The organism is Micromonospora sp. NPDC049044 (assembly GCF_040649215.1).
Taxonomy (GTDB): Bacteria; Actinomycetota; Actinomycetes; order Mycobacteriales; family Micromonosporaceae; genus Micromonospora.
This window is the reverse complement of record NZ_JBEZFA010000014.1, coordinates 80,108-96,976: the sequence shown is the minus strand read 5'-3', so window position 1 is coordinate 96,976 and position 16,869 is coordinate 80,108. Positions and strand designations below refer to the sequence as shown.

Below are 16,869 nucleotides of genomic sequence, written 5' to 3'. Positions count from 1 at the left end.
GGCCGACGCAGCGGATCGGCTGGCCCACCCCACCGCCCGGACTGGAGCCCACCGCGAAAAAGCCCAGAAATTCGGGCCGTCACGGGATCACGCAGAGGTCCGCAACGGAGTAACGTACGTCACCGGAGAGGCCGCTCCCCCCGTGGCGGCCTCTCCACTTTCTTGGCCGCCACCGCCCCGATTCATCCCGGCGGTCGCGACGGCTCTCCGCCCAGCGGATGACGCAGACCCGGGTGCCCGGCCGGCAACGACCGCCGCAACACCACCCAACTCAGCGCCAGCGCCGCGGCGACGAGCGGCCAGGTCAGCGCCACCCGGGCCACCACAAGCGCGAGCACCTGCCCACCCAGGTAGAGCGGCACGAACACCGCAAGCCGCAGCAGGTAGGTAGCGGTCCACACCCAACTGGCCCGGCCGTAGCCGCGCAGCAGCGCCCGATCGCGCCGCCACCGGGTGCGCTGGCCCAACACCCCGCCGACCAACACGCCGAGCAGTGGCCAGCGCACCACGATGCTGACCGCCCAGGCGAGCGCACTCGCGGCGTTGGACAGCACCTGAATGAGGAAGAAGTCCTCGGCCCGGCCGGTGCGCACCGCGATCAGCGCCGCGACGCAGACGGCCAGCAGACCGACAAGCACCGAACGCGGCCGGTCACCCCGACGCAGCCGTACGCCGGCCACCAGCGCGCCCACGGCCAGCGCCGCGCCGATCCCACCCCACAGCGACTCGCCGCCGAGCAACCAACCCGCCGCGAACGCGAGCGGTGGCAGGGTGGCGTCGACGGCACCGCCCCGCCCGCCCAATAGGTCTGCCAGCGACTCGGTTCGGGCCCGCCCGTTCGGGTCCCCGCGCTGGTCCGGCGCGGGTGCGGCCGGGTCCCTGTCGTACGCCGATGCTCCGCCCACCGCCGCCTCCTCACCTCCGGCACAACGTAACCTCCGGCGGGCGGCGGGCCACCGCTCGGCCGGCCGGCACCGGCCGCTACGGTGTGCGGATGCGCGCGACGGCACGGGGTTGGACCGCGGTCTGGTTGGTCGTACTGGCCCTTGTCCAGGCGGCTGCCTTCCTCGCCGTGTGGCGGGTGGCCGTGCACACCGAGATCGGCCAGTGGGTGGACACCGTCGCCCTCACCGGCAACCGGATCGGGCAGGACACCATCGAGGGTCCCGTCGACCGGATCCTCAACGCGATGTCGGTGGTCTCGCTGTTGGTCGCCACCGCGATGATCGGGTTCATCGCGCTGATCCGGGGCCGGATCGCCCTGGCGATCACCGCGACCCTCCTGATCGCCGGGGCGAACGTGTCGACCCAACTCCTGAAGTACGCGCTGATCCGGCCCGACTACGGTGTCGATCCCGAGCGCGCGGCGGTGGGCAACAGCCTGCCCAGCGGGCACACCACTGTGGCCGCCGCGGTGGCTGTCGCACTGGTGCTCGTGTTGCCGGCCAAGGTGCGGGCCGTCGGCGCCTACCTCGCCGCGGCCTACGCCGCCATCGCCGGAGTCGCCACGCTCTCCGCGGGCTGGCACCGGCCCAGCGACGCGATCGCCGCGTACCTGGTGGTGGGTGTCTGGGCCGCGGTGGCCGGGCTGGTCCTGTTGATCACCCAGCGGGAGCAGGCCGAGGTCGCCCGCGGCGACGCGCACCGGACCGCCGCGTTGGTGCTCGGAGTCGGCGGGGTGCTCGCACTGGTGGTCTGCGGGTTCTCCCTCACCTGGCTTGTCGACCTGCGCGACACCGGCCCGGACGAGCTGAGCCGTCAGCCCCTGTTCGTCGGGTACGCGGGCAGCGCCGCCGGGATCGCCGGCACGATGGCGGTGGTGATGGCGTTGGTGCTCACCGTCGTGCACCGGCTGGTGCCCAGGGTCAAGGGCTGACCCGGCCGATGGACGCGGTCCGCGCGGCGTTCGCCGCGGAGTGCGCGCAGCTCACCGAGATCCTCGCCGACCTCGTCGACGCCGACCTGGACCGGCCCACCGGTTGCCCACCGTGGACGGTCGAAGAGTTGATCGCGCACGTGCGGACCGGAGTCGGCCGGCTTGCCGACATGCTCGCCGCGCCGGCCCCACCCCGCGCCGAGGTCGACGCCGCCGGTTACTTCGGCAGGGCGAAGTTCACCCCGCCTGTCGACGCCGACCGGATCGCCGGAGGCCGCCGCGACGCGTCGCAGGTGGACCGGGCGGCTCTGGCGACCGAGTTGGACCGCGCCTGGCGGGCCACCGACGCCGCGGTCGACGCCGCGCCACCCGATCGCGTCGTCCGGACCCGACACGGCGACGCGATGACCGTCACCGAGTTCCTGCGGACCCGGGTCGTCGAGGTGGGCGTGCACGGCCTGGACCTGGCCGCCGCGCTGGGCCGGCCGCCCTGGCTCACCCCGCCGGCGGCCGAGGTGATCGCCGACCTGCTCAGCGGGGGACGACCGACGCCGGTCGGGTTGCGCTGGGACCGGCTGACAGTGATCCGCAAGACCACCGGACGGGCGGCGCTCACCGCCGCGGAACGGTCCGCGATCGACGCCGCCGGCTTCCGCTGGCTCGCCTTCGGCAGCTGACCGCGCGCCGCTGGTCGGTGGAGGTCAGCTCGCGGCGCGGGGCGCGGGGACGTGCGGGGCGACGCCGCGCAGGTGGGTCAGCACCACCGGGTCGATCCGGCCCGGCACCAGCCGCTCCTCCAGGTTCTCCAACCCCGCCCAGGAGACCAACGCCGCTTCGGTGCCGCCGTCGGTCACCGGATGGCCCAGCGCGGTGAGCAACGCCGCCACCTCGTCGGCGACCGCGCCGCTCAGGTCGAGCAGGGTGGCCGGGTCGGGCCGGCTGAACAGCATGGTGTGCACCGCGAGCAGACGACCCAGCTCGGCGACCGGGTCCGGGTGGTCGTCCACCCGGAGGTCGACGAGCACGTCGCTGGTGCCGCCGTACCCACCGCCGCGCTCGACCACAAGCAGCCCGGCGCTCTGCCGGCCCCGCCGGTCACCGCCGGCCTCGTCGCCGGCCCGCAACGCGGCGACCAGCCGTTCGGCGAACGGCAGCGCGGCCCCGGCCAACCAGGCCTCGCCAAGTGCGTCGACGACCTCCGGGCCGGTGAGCACGTTGCCCTGCGCGGCCCAGCCGTCGCCGGCACGCCCGCCCGCCCACGGGTGGCAGGCCGGCCCGGTCCAGCTGGCACCCGAACCGTTGACGCCCACCACGCCGAGCTGGCGGTGGTCCCGCTCGGGATCCGCGGCGATCAGCCCGGCCACCACGTCGGCCGGGGCCACCCCGGTACGCAGCAGGGTGAGGCCCTGCGGACGGTACGCGAGGTTGACGTGCGCCTGGGTGGCCAGGGCACCGACCTCGGCGGCGGCAGCCGGCACCAATGCCCCGGCGGCGAGGAACTTGCTGGCGACGACGACGCCGTGCCGACGACCGTCGGCGGAGCGGGCGACAAGCGAGAAGGTCACCCGCCGAGAGTAGACCCGACCGGGCCGGACACCGCCGGGCCGGGCTGCTCAGAACGGCGGCGCGGCGGCCTCCGGTGGGGCACCGCGCGCCCGGCGGGCGTCGGCGACCGCGACCGTGGCCAACACCACCACCCCGACCGCGGTCGCGATCACACCGGGCAGGTACAGCAGCGGCACCGACGCCGCCACCAGCACGGTGAGCGCGATCCACCGGGACGGGGAGATCCGTCCGAACACCTCGTACTCCAGGCGGGCCCGGCCGATCAGGAACAGCGCCGGCCCACCGAGCACCATGGCCAACCAGGGGCCGGGAATCTTCTCCAACGGATGCTCGATGATCAGCTCGTAACCGATAGCGGTGGCGGCGAGGCCGATCACCATCAGCAGGTGGGTGTCGGCGGCCGACCGGCCGATGTTCGCCGGGTGGCGGGCCTTCGTCACCGCCTCGCCCAGGATCCGCCCGGCCCGCTGGACGTAGATCCGCCACAACACGATCGAGGTGGCCAGGGCCAGCGCGAACGCCCACACGTGCCCCGACTCGTACTGTCCCTTGCTGTACGCGAAACCCGCCACCAGGATCGTCTCGCCCAGCGCGACGAGGAAGAACTGCTGGTACCGCTCGGCCAGGTGCTCCCCGGAGATCTCCCACTTGGAGACCGTCGAGCGACCCAGCCCCGGCACCGGCCAGCCGCAGCGGGCGGCCAGGTACTCGATGACCAGCGCCGCCGACCAGAGCACCACCTGCTTGTTGGTTCCCAGCAGCGCGCCACCGATCCAGAACACCCCGCTGAACGCGAACACCACAGCCATGCGCACCTTCAACCGGCGGTACGGATGCGCTCCCAACGCGAGCGACAGGATCAACGGCCGGGTCAGCTGCGCGACCACGTACGCCACCGCGAACATCAGCGCGGTCTCGCTGAACGCCCGGGGGATCGCCACCCCCATCAGCATGCTGCCCACCAACGCGGTGATCACCACGGTCTGCAGGGGCACCTTGTACGGGTCGTAGCGGCTTGTCGTCCAGGCGGTGCCCTGCCAGACCGACCAGAGCGCGAGCAGCAGCAGCAACGTCTTGCCGCCGCCGGTGACCACCGCCATGCCGTGCTCCCGGGCCGGCCCGTCGGTCAGATCCTCGAACGCGCGGGCCGAGATCCGGGTGAGCGCGAAGACGTACACCAGGTCGAAGAAGAGTTCGAGGAAGGTGGCCCGGACCGGGTCGCGTTTGGCCGGCTCCAGGTGCCCCGCTGCCCTGGAAGCCATGGTCAGCGGCCTGCGCCGTCGGTCCGGTCCACCTCGAAGTCGTAGCATCCGCGCCGTTACGGGCGGCCGGGAACCGGCGATTCTGCCCAAGCCGGAGATCTTGCCCGGGGCCCCCGTCAACGGGCACGATCGGTCGGTGACGAATCGATGGGGCATGACGGTGCCGTTGGGTGGGATCGCCCTGGCGCACCACGACGCGGCCTACGCGGCCCTCGACCGGGCCGGGTTCACCGACGTCTGGTCGTCCGAGGTCGCCGGGACCGACGCGTTCACCCCGCTGGCGCTCGCCGCGGCCTGGCAACCGCGGTTGCGGCTGGGCACCGCCATCGCGCCGGTCTTCACCCGGGGTCCCGGGTTGCTGGCGATGAGCGCGGCGGCGCTGGCCGAGGCCGCACCGGGCCGGTTCACCCTCGGCATCGGCGCGTCCTCACCGGTGCTCGTGCGGGACTGGAACGCCGTGCCGTTCGACGAGCCGTTCCGCCGCACCCGCGACGTGCTGCGCTTCCTGCGCGCCGCGCTCAGTGGCAAGACCGTCGACGAGGCCTACGACACGTTCACCATCCGCCGGTTCACGCTCGAACAACCGCCGGCGGTGCCGCCACCGATCCTGCTGGCCGCGCTGCGTCCGGGGATGCTCCGGCTTGCCGGTGCGGAGGCCGACGGTGTCATCCTCAACTGGCTCAGCGCCGAGGACGTGCCGCGGGCCCTCGCCGAGCTGGGCGAGCGGCGCGCCGGCTTCGAGGTCGCCGCCCGGATCTTCGTCTGTCCCACCGAGGACGTCGCGTACGCCCGAGCGTTGGGCCGCCGGCTCATCACCAGCTACCTCACCGTCGGCGCGTACGCCGAGTTCCACCGCTGGCTCGGCCGGGACGAGGCGCTCGCGCCGATGTGGGCGGCGTGGGCCGCCGGTGACCGGCGCGGCGCCAACGCGGCGGTGCCCGACGACGTGGTCGACGCGTTGGTGCTGCACGGCACACCACAGCGGTGCCGCGCCGAGGTGCACCGCTACGCCGACGCCGGGGTCGACGTGCCGATCCTGGCGCTGCTGCCCACCCCGGAGGTCACCGCCGGCGGCGCGCCCGCGCTGCTCAGCCTCATCGCCCAGCTGGGGGTCGAGCCGGTGGGAGCGTCCGCGTGAACCTCACCGACCGGATCGTGGTGGTCACCGGCGGGGCCGGCGGCATCGGGGCGGCACTGTCCCGCCGCTTCGCCGCTGAGGGGGCAGCCGCTGTGGTGATCGCCGACCTGGACGCCGACGGGGCGGACGCGGTGGCCGACGGCATCGGCCCGGTCGCGCACCCGATCGCCCTCGACGTCACCGACGAACAGCAGGTGCGCGACCTGGTCGCCGACACCGAGGAACGCTACGGCCGGATCGACCTGTTCTGTGCCAACGCGGGAGTGACCACCGGCGGGGGAGTGGAGGTCGACGACGTCGACTGGGACCGGGCGTGGCGGGTGAACGTGCTCGCGCACGTCTACTCGGCCCGCGCGGTGTTGCCCGGGATGCTGGCCCGGGGAGGTGGGCACCTGCTGCACACCTGCTCCGCGGCGGGCGTCCTCACCGCGGTGGGCGACGCCGCGTACACCGCGACGAAGCACGCCTCGGTGGGGTTCGCCGAGTGGCTCGCCATCACCTACCGGGACCGGGGCATCCGGGTCAGCGCACTCTGCCCGCAGGGCGTGGACACTCCGATGCTCGCCGACGGGCTCGTCGAGGGTCATCTCGGTGCCCGGGTGGTCGCCGCGTCCGGGGTGGTGCTCACGCCCGACCAGGTCGCCGAGGCGGCCATCGCCGGGCTGGCCGAGGAACGTTTCCTGATCCTGCCGCACCCGGAGGTCGCCGACTACGCCCGCCGTCGCGCCGAGGACCCGGACGGCTGGCAGGCCGGCATGCGCAAACTCATCCGGCGCCTGACCACCTGACCCGCCCGGTCCGCCGTGCTCAGGACGGTTGCGTCACTGACGAGCCGGACGGCGAGGCAAGCCTCCTGATCAGCGGGGGGACCGGCGGGACCGGCGCAGCGGAGCCGGGTGGACGGACCACAGCAGCCGCCGCCACCAGGGCCGGGCGGAGCGAAGGCTGGCGACGTAACCGGTGGCCACCTCGGCGGCGCGGGCCGCCTGGTCGGCCGCCGCGGCGTCGGGGGCGAACCCCACCTGGTTGAGCAGAGCCGCCAACTCGTCGACGGACGGGCCGTCACCGTCGCCGCTCGTGCCGCCGCTCGCGCGGGCCTCGGCGAGGGCCACCCGGGCGTGCCCGGCCACCTCGGTGGCGGCCAGGTCGTCCCCGACCGGTCGGCCGGCCAGCCGGAGCGCGTCGGTGACCTCCTGCCACGCACCGGCGATGCGCTGACCGGGATCACCCTCAACGAGCCGGGCACGGGTGAGTGCCCGGCGCATCGCCCACAGGGTCAGCAGCAGCGCCCCCACCAGCACCAGCAACCCACCGCTGCCCCCGGCGACGAGCAGCGGAGTGGACACGCCGCCCCGGCCGGGCGGCCCCTCCCCGGCGGCGACCGGCTCGGGTGACCCGGTCGGCTCCACTGTGGGCGCCGGCGCCTCCGACGGCGGGGGGTCCTCAGGTGTCGGGCGGAAATCCTCCTCCACCGGCCTCGGCTCCTCGTTCGGGCGCGGCAGCGGGTTGAACGGCACCCACCCCAGCCCGTCGAAGAGCACCTCCGGCCAGGCGAACGCGTCACCGGCAAGCACCGGCCCCTGCCCGCCAGCCCGAAAACCCACCACCACCCGGGTCGGCAGCCCGGACAACCGGCCGAGCACCGCGAACGCGGCAGCGAACTGCTCCGACGTGCCCTCCTGACCACCGCCACCGCGGGGCCCGAAGAGAAAGAAACCCAGATTCGGGTACGCGTGCCCGCTCGGCGCGTCCGCCACCACCCGGTAGTGCTCGGCCAGGAACTGCTCGATCGCCAGCGCCCGGGTGTAGGGGGCGCCATTCTGCTCGGCGAGCTGCGTGGCCAGCCGACGCATCGGATCGGGCACCCCGTCGGCCACCCGCAACACCCGGGCCACCTCCTCGCCGGCGGGCACGTTCGCACTTGCCAACAGGTTCTCGTCCGGCCGCTCCTCGGCGGAGGTCACCGCGTACCGCAGCCCCGGCGTCAACCCCTCCGGCCGGATCAACGTCCCGCTCGCCGGGTCGTACGCCACCCGGGCGCCGCTTACCTCCCGCGGCGTCGCCACCGCGGGCAGCAGCCGACCGGTCAGCTCCGCGACGGTGATCTGTTGGCGGACCGTCTGCACGGTGCTGTCGCGGGACGGGGCGGCGGCCGGCAGGATCCGCCCCGCGTTGCGGTACGTCGCGCCGACCCGCCAGGTCACCCCGTCGTAGTCGCTGAGCACCGCCAACCGGATCCGCACAACGTCAGCGGCGTCACCGGCCGGCTCGGCCCCCGGCGCGGCGACAGCGGCGCGTTCCGTGCTCACGTCGAGCAGCTTCTGCTCCGGGTGCAGCGCCCAGCCGGAGATCCGGATCAACGGGTTCTCGTCGAGCGTCTGCACCTGCGGCGGCTCCACGTACCGGCGTGGGTCCACCGGCCGCCCGTCGACCTGGGCGGCGACGACCGGGCCGAGTAGCGCGACAAGTCCGACCACAAGCGCCACCCCGAACGCCGCGCTGGCGGCCAGCCGCAGCCGCACCGCCGCGCGTACCCGGGGGGCCAGCTCGGTGGTCGGATCGGCGGCGGCCGGCGTCGCGCCGGTGCGGGCCGCCAGGCCAACCGCCGCGACCGCGACGAACGCCACTGTCGCCCCGACCGCCGGGGCGGCATTCGGACCCACCACGTAGAGGGCGGCGGCATACAGCCCCGCGGCCGGCAGGTAGCCCAGCAGCACCCTGCCCGTGCGCAGCGCTACCTCCGCGCCGGCCAGCCCGGCCAGCCAGGCGGCGACCACCGGAACCAGCACCGTGTCCGGGGTGGGCTCCACCGGGATCATCGCGGTCAGCAGCCGTGGAATGCCGTTGCGCGCGGCGTCGCTGGTGACCTCCAGCAGACCGCCCGGAAGCTCCGCGCGGTTGGCGGCCAACCGCAGCGACCACAGTGTCCAACCGGCCATCGCGGTCACCGACACCGGCGCCACCAGCCAGGACGGCAGTCGCCGGGCGGCCACGCTCACCAGCACCGAACCGGCCGCCGCGCCGATGACCAGCCCGGTGAGCAGGTTGCCCGCGTACACCCGGCCCAGCACCACCCCGGCGAGCGCGGTCAACCCGATCAGCGTCAGCGGGACCACCGCCGCCCGCAGCACCCGCACGACGTCCGTCACCACCGGCGTACCCCGTCCCACTCGGCGGCGAACTGTGCGCCGTCGGCCGCGTCGACCACCACCAGGCCGGCCGCGCCCGGCGGCGTCGGCTCGGCCGCGCCGAACACCCCCACCACCACCGACGGGTACGCGCCCCGGAGCGCCCCGACATGCCCCAGATCGTCGCGCCCACCCGGCCCGGTCAGGAAGATCAACGTGTCACCGAGCCGGTCCTGGCGCAGCCGGGTGGTTGCCGCGCGAACCGCCTCGTCGGCATCCGCGAGCTCGGCGGCGGCGAGCCGGTCCAACGGGCCGAGCGCCGAACCGACGTCCGGCACCCCGGCCACCCCGGCTGCCCCGGCCGCCCCGGCCGGCGTGGCCGGCTCCGGACAGGCGAACAGCAACACCACCGGCAGGTCGGCGCGGTGTGCGGCGGTGACGATCGACGCCGCCGCCTCGCACGCCGACTCGAACGACTCCGCCACCCGACCCACCCGCTGCGGGTGCGCGGCGGCGCGGTTGTCCAGCAGCACGACCAGGTGCGGCAGGCTGGTGTCCACGTTCTCCCGCACCATCAGCTCACCCACCCGGGCGCTGGTCCGCCAGTGCACCCGGCGCAACTCGTCGCCCACCACGTACTCCCGCAGCGAGTCGAACGTGATCGAGCCGTGCGGCACCCCGTCCACCCGGCCGTCCAGGCTGCGCCCCGCGCCGCGCGGGACCGCCGTCAACGGGTGCACCCTGGGGTACACCCAGACCGGCACCGTCGCGCCGTACGGGCGGGCCAACGCCACCAACCCCAGCGGATCACGCCGGGTCACCCGCAGCGGCCCCACCGGCACCACCCCACGCCGGTGGGTCGGCACGTCGTAGCGGACCTCGGTGTCCCGGCCGGGCCGCAGGCGCAACACCGGCACCGGCACGCCGCGATCCCCGCACCGATCCTCGGCCAGCAGGTTCGCCGACCGCAGCCGGCCCGCGTTGCGCACTGTCAACGTCATGCTCGCCGGCTCGCCCCGCGCCACCCGATCCGGATTGGCGTGGCGGATCACCGTCAGCCGGGGCCGCCAGGCCGCGACAAGCGCGGCGTAGCCGACGGCCGCGCCGGCCGCCGCGCCGAGCAACGTCAACTCGGGGTACGCGAACCGGAAACCCGACCCCAGCAGCACCACGGCGGCGACGAGCAGCCCGATCCCACGGGCGGTGATCCCCATCGAGCTGCCGGTCAGCCCTGCACCGGAGCGGGCTGCCCCGACGGCAGCGGCACCGGCACCGAGGCGACGGCCTGACGCAGCACCTCGGCGGCGGTCATCCCACGCACCTGGGCATCCGGTGTCAGCAGCAACCGGTGGGCGAACACCGCCTCGACGAGCGCCTTCAGATCCTCCGGCATGATCCAACCCCGCCCGTCGATGAGCGCGTACGCGCACGCCGCACGGGTCAACGCGATCACACCCCGAGGACTGACCCCGACCCGCACCTGCGGGTGGGTGCGGGTCGCGGCGGCCAACCGGACCGCGTACGCGTAGAGCGGCTCGGCGATGTGCACCCGACGGGCCATCCGGACCATCTCCCCGACGGTGGCGGTGTCGGTGACCGGGGCGAGCGCCTCCGGGGAACGCACCGTCGCGCCCCGCAGCACCTCCACCTCCACCGCCTCGTCCGGGTAGCCGACTGACAACTTCACCAGGAACCGGTCCAGTTGCGCCTCGGGCAGCCGGTAGGTGCCGTCCATCTCCACCGGGTTCTGGGTGGCCACCACCAGGAACGGCGACGGCACCGGATGCCGGACCCCGTCCACTGTGACGGTGCGTTCCTCCATCACCTCCAGCAGCGCCGACTGGGTCTTCGGTGACGCCCGGTTGATCTCGTCGGCGATGACGATGTTGGCGAAGACCGGCCCCGGATGAAACTCGAAGTCCCGGCTGGCCTGGTTGAAGATGGTCACCCCGGACACGTCCGACGGGAGCAGGTCGGGCGTGAACTGGATGCGCCGCCACTGACCCTTCACCGTGGCCGCGATGGCCCGCGCCAAGGTCGTCTTACCGACCCCCGGCACGTCCTCCAGCAGCACGTGCCCCTGGGCGAAGAGCGCGGTGAGCGCCAGCCGCACCACCTGCGGTTTGCCGAGCACCACCGCGTTGACGTTCTCGGCCAGCCGGGCGGCCAGGGCGGCGAAACCCTGCACCTCCGGCTGGGTGAGCGGCTCGTGGGTGTTCACGGTCGGCGGTGCTCCTTGCCTGGTGGTTCAGCAGGTGGGCAGGACGTTGATGTTGTCGCCGCCCTCCAGGTTGAGCCAGGCCCAGGGAATGTAGTTCTTTCCGCTGAACTCGACCTGCACCCACCAGGTGCTGCGCTTGTGGTCGTTGTAGACGTAGGAGTCGACGTCCTCGCCGGTCTTCTTGCAGTACGCCTTCAGCCGGGTGCCGGGCTTCGCCCAGCCGGCCTGCTGGTCGTTGTCCTGCTTGGTGACCTTGAAGACCTCGTTGCCGTTGCGGCCGTCGACCTCCTTGTCGCAGTAGGTGCGCTGGTCGGCGCCGGTCCCGTTGTTGCAGGTCGCGATCCCGTACAGCGCGGGAGTGGCCTGCGCCTTCGTGGCCGTGCCCTGGCCGGCCGCGTTGGTTGCCGTCACAGTGAACGTGTACGCCGTGCCCGGCGTCAGACCCGTCATCGTGATGCTTGAACACGCCCCGGCCTTCGCCGGCTCACCAGTGGTGCTCAACGAGCAGGTGGCCTGACCGCCGCCGGCGTCCACTGTGAACGTCACAGTCGCCCCGGTGGCCGTCGCGGACGAGCCGGTCACCGTGACCCGTGGCTCGGCGACCGTACGCGCGGTGGCGGTGGCCTCCGGCCCCGGACCCGCCTCGTTCACCGCCTTCACCTTCACCGTCACGTTCTGCCCGTTGCCCAGCCCGGTGACGGTCGTGCGGGTCTCGGAAACCTCGCTGACCCGCCCACCGACGTCCACCACGTACTTCGTCACCGGGCGGCCGTTGTCCTCGGCCGGCGCCCACTGCACCGTCACCGCACCCGGCTGGTTGGCGACGGTGCCGGCCCGCAGCTCGAGCGGCGCACCGGGCGCCGCGAACGGCACCACAGTGTTGCTGACCGGCGACGCCGCCGAACCGGCGCCCTTGTCGTTCACCGCCACCACGGTGAACGCGTACTGGGTGCCGAACTCCAACTCACCGGCGGGCACCACCAGCTCCGTCTTCGTCGACTCGCCGACCGGCGCGTTCGTCCCCGCCGAACTGGCCGTCACCGCGTACTTCGCGATGGTGTTGCCCTGCCCGTTCGCCGCCGGCCACTTCACCAGCACCGTGCCGTCCGGCCGCTCCTGGGCGGTCACGCTCGCCGGCGGGTCGGGCACCGCAGCCGTCGGGACCACCGGGTTGCTGCTGCGCGGCGGGCCGTCGCCCTTGGCGTTGACGGCGTGCACCGCGAACCGGTACGTCTCACCGTTGGTCAGACTCTTGACCTCCACCGCACGCTGGTTGGCGCCCACCTCGAGACGCTGACCGGCACCCTCCACCACGTACTTGATGATCTCGGCGCCGTTCGCGGCGGCCGGCCGCCAGCTCACCCGCGCCTGGGCGTTGCCGGCGGCGGCGGTGACACTGCGCGGCGCGCTCGGCTTGCCCACCCGGGGCTTCTTCGGCGGGGGCGGCGGCGGGGCGACCGGCGGCGGATCGCCGCCGAGCACGTCGTTTGCGTACTTGTCGACCTCGCGCACCTGGTGCTTGTCGTCCACCACGCGGGCGGTCGCCGTGTCGGGCGAGTTGATGAACAGGTGATTTTCCCGCACCTCAAGCTCAAGCGGCCCGTTCGCCCGCCCGGCGATGGTCTCGACCAACTGGCCACCCGCGTCGAAGGCGTAGATCTCGCCGGTGGCCTCGTCGGCGCAGTAGAACCGGTCCGCCCAGGCCACCGCCGCGCTGAGCCGGTCGCCCTCACCCGGCACCGTGAACGCCCGCTCCTGTCCACCGTCACCCACCACCAGCACCCGCCGCTCGGCGGGCACGGTGACCGGGACCCGCTGCCCGCTGGTGCGCGTCGGCATCGCCGCCGCACCGGAGAGCGTCAACGGCGTCGGGTGGACCTTGCCCTGCTGGACCCGCACCAGCTTCCCGGCCGTACGGTCGAGCACCGCCACCCCCTCGTCCAGGGTGGACACCACAAGCTCGTGGCTGGCCTCGGCGACCTCGTACGACTCGATCTGCTTCGGACTCAGCCCGGCGCCGGCCGGCGCGGCCGAGGCCGGCGCGGACGGCAGCGTGGCGGCGGTGATCGCCGAGACGGTGCCCTGGCTCGGCACCGCGATCCACAGCCGCCCCTCACCGTCGAAGGTGCCGCCGGTGATGCCCGGCGGATAGTGCACCGGCTCGCCGACCGGGGTCAGCGACCGCGGGTCGAGCTGCCGCACGATGCCCTGCACGGCGTCGACGACGAAAGCCGAATCCTCGTGCAGAGCGACACTCACACCCAGGCCGGGGGTGGTCCGGGTGGTCGCGGTGAGCTGCAGGGTGGCCAGGTCCAGCGAGCTGACCTGCCCGGTGTGCAGGTCACGCAGGACCAGCAGCCGGTCGGTCTGGGTGATCTGCATCGGGTGTCGCACGGCACCGGGGATCTCGGTGCGGGTGTCCACCCGCGCGGTGACCCCGTTGACCCGGGCCAGTTCGCTACGCGCCGCGCTCCACAGCCACGAACTCGCGTCGTAGTTCGCCACCGCGTTGTCGGCGGCACCGAGCCCGAGAACGGTCAGTCCCATGGCCGCCAACAGCGCGGTCACCGTGCCAACGGTCACCAGCCCGCCGCGCAGCCGGGACCGGGAGCGAGGGGCGTCGGTCCGTACGGCGTCTTCGATGCTGGCCACAGCCGGCTGCCTCCCGTGAGTCGTGGCAGGTGGCGCGCAACGCGACCACCCCTCCCCTGAGCCGGGTGCCATCATATGGCGCTGCTGGTGACGGGGGAACCCGCACCGTCACCCCTGTGGATACCGAGCGTGTGCGCAATGGACGCCCAGCTCAGGCCGGTTGAGCTCGGCCCTTCTCAGCTCGGCGACGGTCGGCCCGAGGGCCCGCCGCTCGAAGATGTGGTGCGCTCCCGCGTCGTACAGACCTGTCCGGAGGTCGCGAAGCTGTCGGTGGAGTAGACCGCCAACACGGTGAAGCAGTGATCCACCCGCGAGTTCAACCCGTTCACCGTGTAGCTCGTCTTACCCGGGTCCACGGTGGCCATCACCCCCAACGGCTGCCCGGCCCGACCGGCGGCAACCATGAACGGCACCGCCCCGCCGGACGGGTCCGTCCAGGTCAGCGTGATCGTGGTCGCGTCGTCCCGCAGTCGCAGGTCCCCGGGAGGTGGCCCGACCGGTGCCTGTGCCGTTGCGGTCGGCGAGGTCCCCGGGGGCGGCGGATCGTCACGGGTCAGCACCACCGCCCCCAGGCCGACCACCGCCACGACGGCCACCCCGGCGGCCACCGCCGCGCCGATCAGCGTCGCCCGGTTGCGCCCCGCCGACCCACCCTCATCGGTGTACGACGGCCGGTACCCGTCCGGCACCGGGTGGTAGTGCTGACCCGGGTACGGCACCTGCATCGGCTGGTGCTCCCGGGGTGGGTACTGGTCCCGGCCTTGGTACTGGTCGTGAGTCGGGTACTGGTTGTGAGTCGGATACGCATCGTGGGCCGGGTACTGCTCGGGGTGGTGCTGCGGCGTCGCCCGAGGTGCCGCCGGCGGTGACCCCGCCAGGTCGGTGCCAGGGGCCGCCAGCCACGTTGCCGGAGCCGGCTCGGTCGACGGCACGACCGCGCTCGACTGGGCGACTGTCGAAGCCGGCGGAACGGCGCCGGCCACGGTGCCACCCCTGGTCGGGTCACTGTCCGGCTGGACGGACGGGATCACCTCGGTCTGGTCGGACAACGTGGCCGAGGTCCGCTGCGTCGGCACCACCACGGCAGCACCGCCTACCAACCCGAACCCACCGTCCGCGCCACCGTCGTCCTCGTCCGTCGGGGATTCCTCGGCGGCCTCGGCGGACGCGGCACCGGCAGTCGGCAGGGGTTGCGGTGGGGCGTTGCGGCTCCACGGCGGTGCGGTCAACCCCCACGGGGGTACGGGCGGCGCACTCACCGGAGGCGCGGAGACGGGGTGCCCAAAGCCGGGTGGTGCGGAGACCGGGTACGAGTGCCCGGGTGGTGCGGAGACGGGGTGTCCGAAGCCAGGTGGTGCGGAGACGGGGTGGGTGTGTCCGGGTGGTGCAGAGACGGGGTGTCCGAAGCCAGGTGGTGCGGAGACGGGGTAGGAGTGCCCGGGTGGTGCGGAGACGGGATGGGGGCGGACGGGTGGTGCTGATGTCGGGGACGGGTGCGCTGGCGGCGCGGAGACCGGCTGCGGGTGGCCGGGCGGCGTCGCGAACGGTGGTGCGGCGGCGGGCGGCCCGCTGACCGGGTGGGTTGGGGGTCCGCTCACCGGATGCGTCGGCACCGGCTGCCCAGGGGCCGGGAATGGGCGGCCCGACGGCTGCGCGTCGACGGCGGAGGCGTTGACCGGACCAGTCGCCTCGGCTGATCCGGCAGCGGCTCGGGCAGCCTCCTCGGCGAGGAGCGGTTCGATCTGTCGTACCTGGATCGTGGGGTTGTCCCACGGAGGTGCCGGAGGCCCGGACACCGGTGCGGTGACGGCCGGTGCCGGGGCGGGTGGGTTCGACGGCTGGTGCGGCACGTCGACCGGCGGGTGGGACGCGTGGTCGCCGGCCCGCTGACGGGGCGGCGTGGTGGTCCCGGCCGTCGGTCGCTGTGGTGGCCGCTGATCGGACGGCGGTGGCTGGCTGTCGGCTCTTGGTCGAGGTGGCTGGCTGTCGGCCCTTGGCTGGGGTGGCTGGCCTTCGGTCCTTGGCCGGGGTGGCTGGCCCTGGGTGTCCGGCTGGGCTGGCGGGCGCTCCGCGCTCGGTCGGAGCGGCTGGCTCTCCGGCGCCGGCCGGGAGGGCTGGCTGACCACTGACCGGGCGGAGCCGGACACATGCTCGTCGCCGCGTTGGCGGGGCGCCACCCCGGACGCGGCGGACGGCGCGCTGGGCTGCGCCGGCGTGCTCGGGGGAGGGGCGGGTGCACGCCGAGGGATCGGAGCCGGCGCTGCGGCGGCGGGCCCGGGTGGGTGGGTTGCGGCGGGGCCGCGTACCCCTGGAGGGGTTGCCTGCGGTGCGGCCGGCGGCGGCGGAGCCCAGCGCGAGTTGGTGGACGCCGGGCCGTCAGCAGTGGGCCGCATCGCGGCCAGGGTCGCCATGGACAGGGTCGGGCCGGCCAGTGCCGACCGGATGCCAGAGTCCGCCGCCGCGGCGACCGGGTCCGGATCGTGCTGCTCGGTGGGCGTCGACGCGGACGGACCGAGGTAGGCGCGGGCGGCGCGTACCGCCGGGTGGTGCTCCCCGAGGGTGGCCGGGCCGGCGGTGGCGACGCGGGTGTAGTTGCGGCGGGCCTCGTGCCGGTTGCCCAACTCCTCCGCGACCTCGGCCAGTTCGAAGGCGAGCGCGAGCATCACCGGGTCCGAATGCTCCCACCGCCGCTCGCCCGCCGCGAACGCCTCCTCCAGCACCCGACGGGCGCCGAGCGGATCGTCCGCCTCACGGTGCAGCCGCGCCAGCAGGTGCGCGGTGTGCAGCAGCTCAGGATGATCCTCGCCGTACGACGGGGCAGCGGATCCGACCGCCTCCGCGAGTAGCTGCCGGGCGGCCCTGACGTCGCCCGTGGCACGCAGGGCGAGGGCGCGGTGTTGGGCGGCGGCCAGGGGGGAGGGATGGGACACGTGGCAATGCTGCCGTCCGAGGGGTGCCGGACGCTACCCGGACACGCCCCGGACGGCGAGTCATGACGGACAACGAGGCCCTTTGAGCAGCGGCGG

General features: G+C 74.0%; 12 protein-coding genes. 4 read left to right on the top strand and 8 right to left on the bottom strand.

The genetic code is table 11. The annotated features are described in order from the left end of the window. Positions 1-182: 182 nt before the first annotated feature. Positions 183-815 (bottom strand): DUF3159 domain-containing protein, encoded by a 633-nt coding sequence (locus tag AB0B85_RS14480; protein ID WP_357407357.1) that lies wholly within the window; start codon positions 813-815, stop codon positions 183-185. Positions 816-988: 173 nt separating this feature from the next. Here AB0B85_RS14480 and AB0B85_RS14475 point away from each other — a divergent pair, with 173 nt between their 5' ends. Further along, positions 989-1,876, top strand: a complete 888-nt coding sequence (locus AB0B85_RS14475) for a phosphatase PAP2 family protein (protein ID WP_357407356.1) — start codon at positions 989-991, stop codon at positions 1,874-1,876. An 8-nt stretch (positions 1,877-1,884) separates the two neighbouring features. Next, the gene (locus tag AB0B85_RS14470) at positions 1,885-2,553 is read left to right on the top strand and encodes a maleylpyruvate isomerase N-terminal domain-containing protein (RefSeq protein WP_357407225.1); all 669 of its coding nucleotides are present in this window, start codon (positions 1,885-1,887) and stop codon (positions 2,551-2,553) included. Between the two features lie 24 nt (positions 2,554-2,577). Here AB0B85_RS14470 and AB0B85_RS14465 read toward each other — a convergent pair whose 3' ends face one another. Further along, positions 2,578-3,441 (bottom strand): DUF1028 domain-containing protein, encoded by an 864-nt coding sequence (locus tag AB0B85_RS14465; RefSeq protein WP_357407223.1) that lies wholly within the window; start codon positions 3,439-3,441, stop codon positions 2,578-2,580. 48 nt (positions 3,442-3,489) lie between these two features. Then, on the bottom strand, positions 3,490-4,704 hold the full coding sequence (locus AB0B85_RS14460) for a low temperature requirement protein A (RefSeq protein ID WP_357407222.1): 1,215 nt from the start codon (positions 4,702-4,704) through the stop codon (positions 3,490-3,492). A gap of 154 nt (positions 4,705-4,858) precedes the next feature. Between AB0B85_RS14460 and AB0B85_RS14455 the strand changes: the two genes are divergently transcribed. Then, positions 4,859-5,842, top strand: coding sequence for an LLM class F420-dependent oxidoreductase (locus AB0B85_RS14455; protein ID WP_357407353.1), 984 nt, complete (start codon positions 4,859-4,861; stop codon positions 5,840-5,842). Continuing rightward, the gene (locus AB0B85_RS14450) at positions 5,839-6,630 is read left to right on the top strand and encodes an SDR family oxidoreductase (RefSeq protein WP_357407220.1); all 792 of its coding nucleotides are present in this window, start codon (positions 5,839-5,841) and stop codon (positions 6,628-6,630) included. Before AB0B85_RS14455 ends, AB0B85_RS14450 begins: the two co-directional genes overlap by 4 nt. Positions 6,631-6,699: 69 nt before the next feature. On the opposite strand, the gene AB0B85_RS14445 is transcribed toward AB0B85_RS14450, so the two are convergent. From AB0B85_RS14445 to AB0B85_RS14425, 5 genes are all read right to left on the bottom strand, one after another. Next, the gene (locus AB0B85_RS14445; RefSeq protein WP_357407351.1) at positions 6,700-8,979 is read right to left on the bottom strand and encodes a transglutaminaseTgpA domain-containing protein; all 2,280 of its coding nucleotides are present in this window, start codon (positions 8,977-8,979) and stop codon (positions 6,700-6,702) included. 8 nt (positions 8,980-8,987) lie between these two features. After that, the gene (locus tag AB0B85_RS14440; protein WP_357407218.1) at positions 8,988-10,184 is read right to left on the bottom strand and encodes a DUF58 domain-containing protein; all 1,197 of its coding nucleotides are present in this window, start codon (positions 10,182-10,184) and stop codon (positions 8,988-8,990) included. Positions 10,185-10,195: 11 nt separating this feature from the next. Then, entirely contained in the window at positions 10,196-11,191 is a 996-nt protein-coding gene (locus AB0B85_RS14435) for a MoxR family ATPase (RefSeq protein WP_357407216.1), read from the bottom strand. A 27-nt stretch (positions 11,192-11,218) separates the two neighbouring features. Further along, positions 11,219-13,843, bottom strand: a complete 2,625-nt coding sequence (locus AB0B85_RS14430; RefSeq protein ID WP_357407214.1) for a fibronectin type III domain-containing protein — start codon at positions 13,841-13,843, stop codon at positions 11,219-11,221. A gap of 176 nt (positions 13,844-14,019) precedes the next feature. Then, complete coding sequence (locus tag AB0B85_RS14425; RefSeq protein WP_357407212.1) at positions 14,020-16,773, bottom strand: tetratricopeptide repeat protein; 2,754 nt, start codon at positions 16,771-16,773, stop codon at positions 14,020-14,022. Between the last annotated feature and the right edge of the window lie 96 nt (positions 16,774-16,869).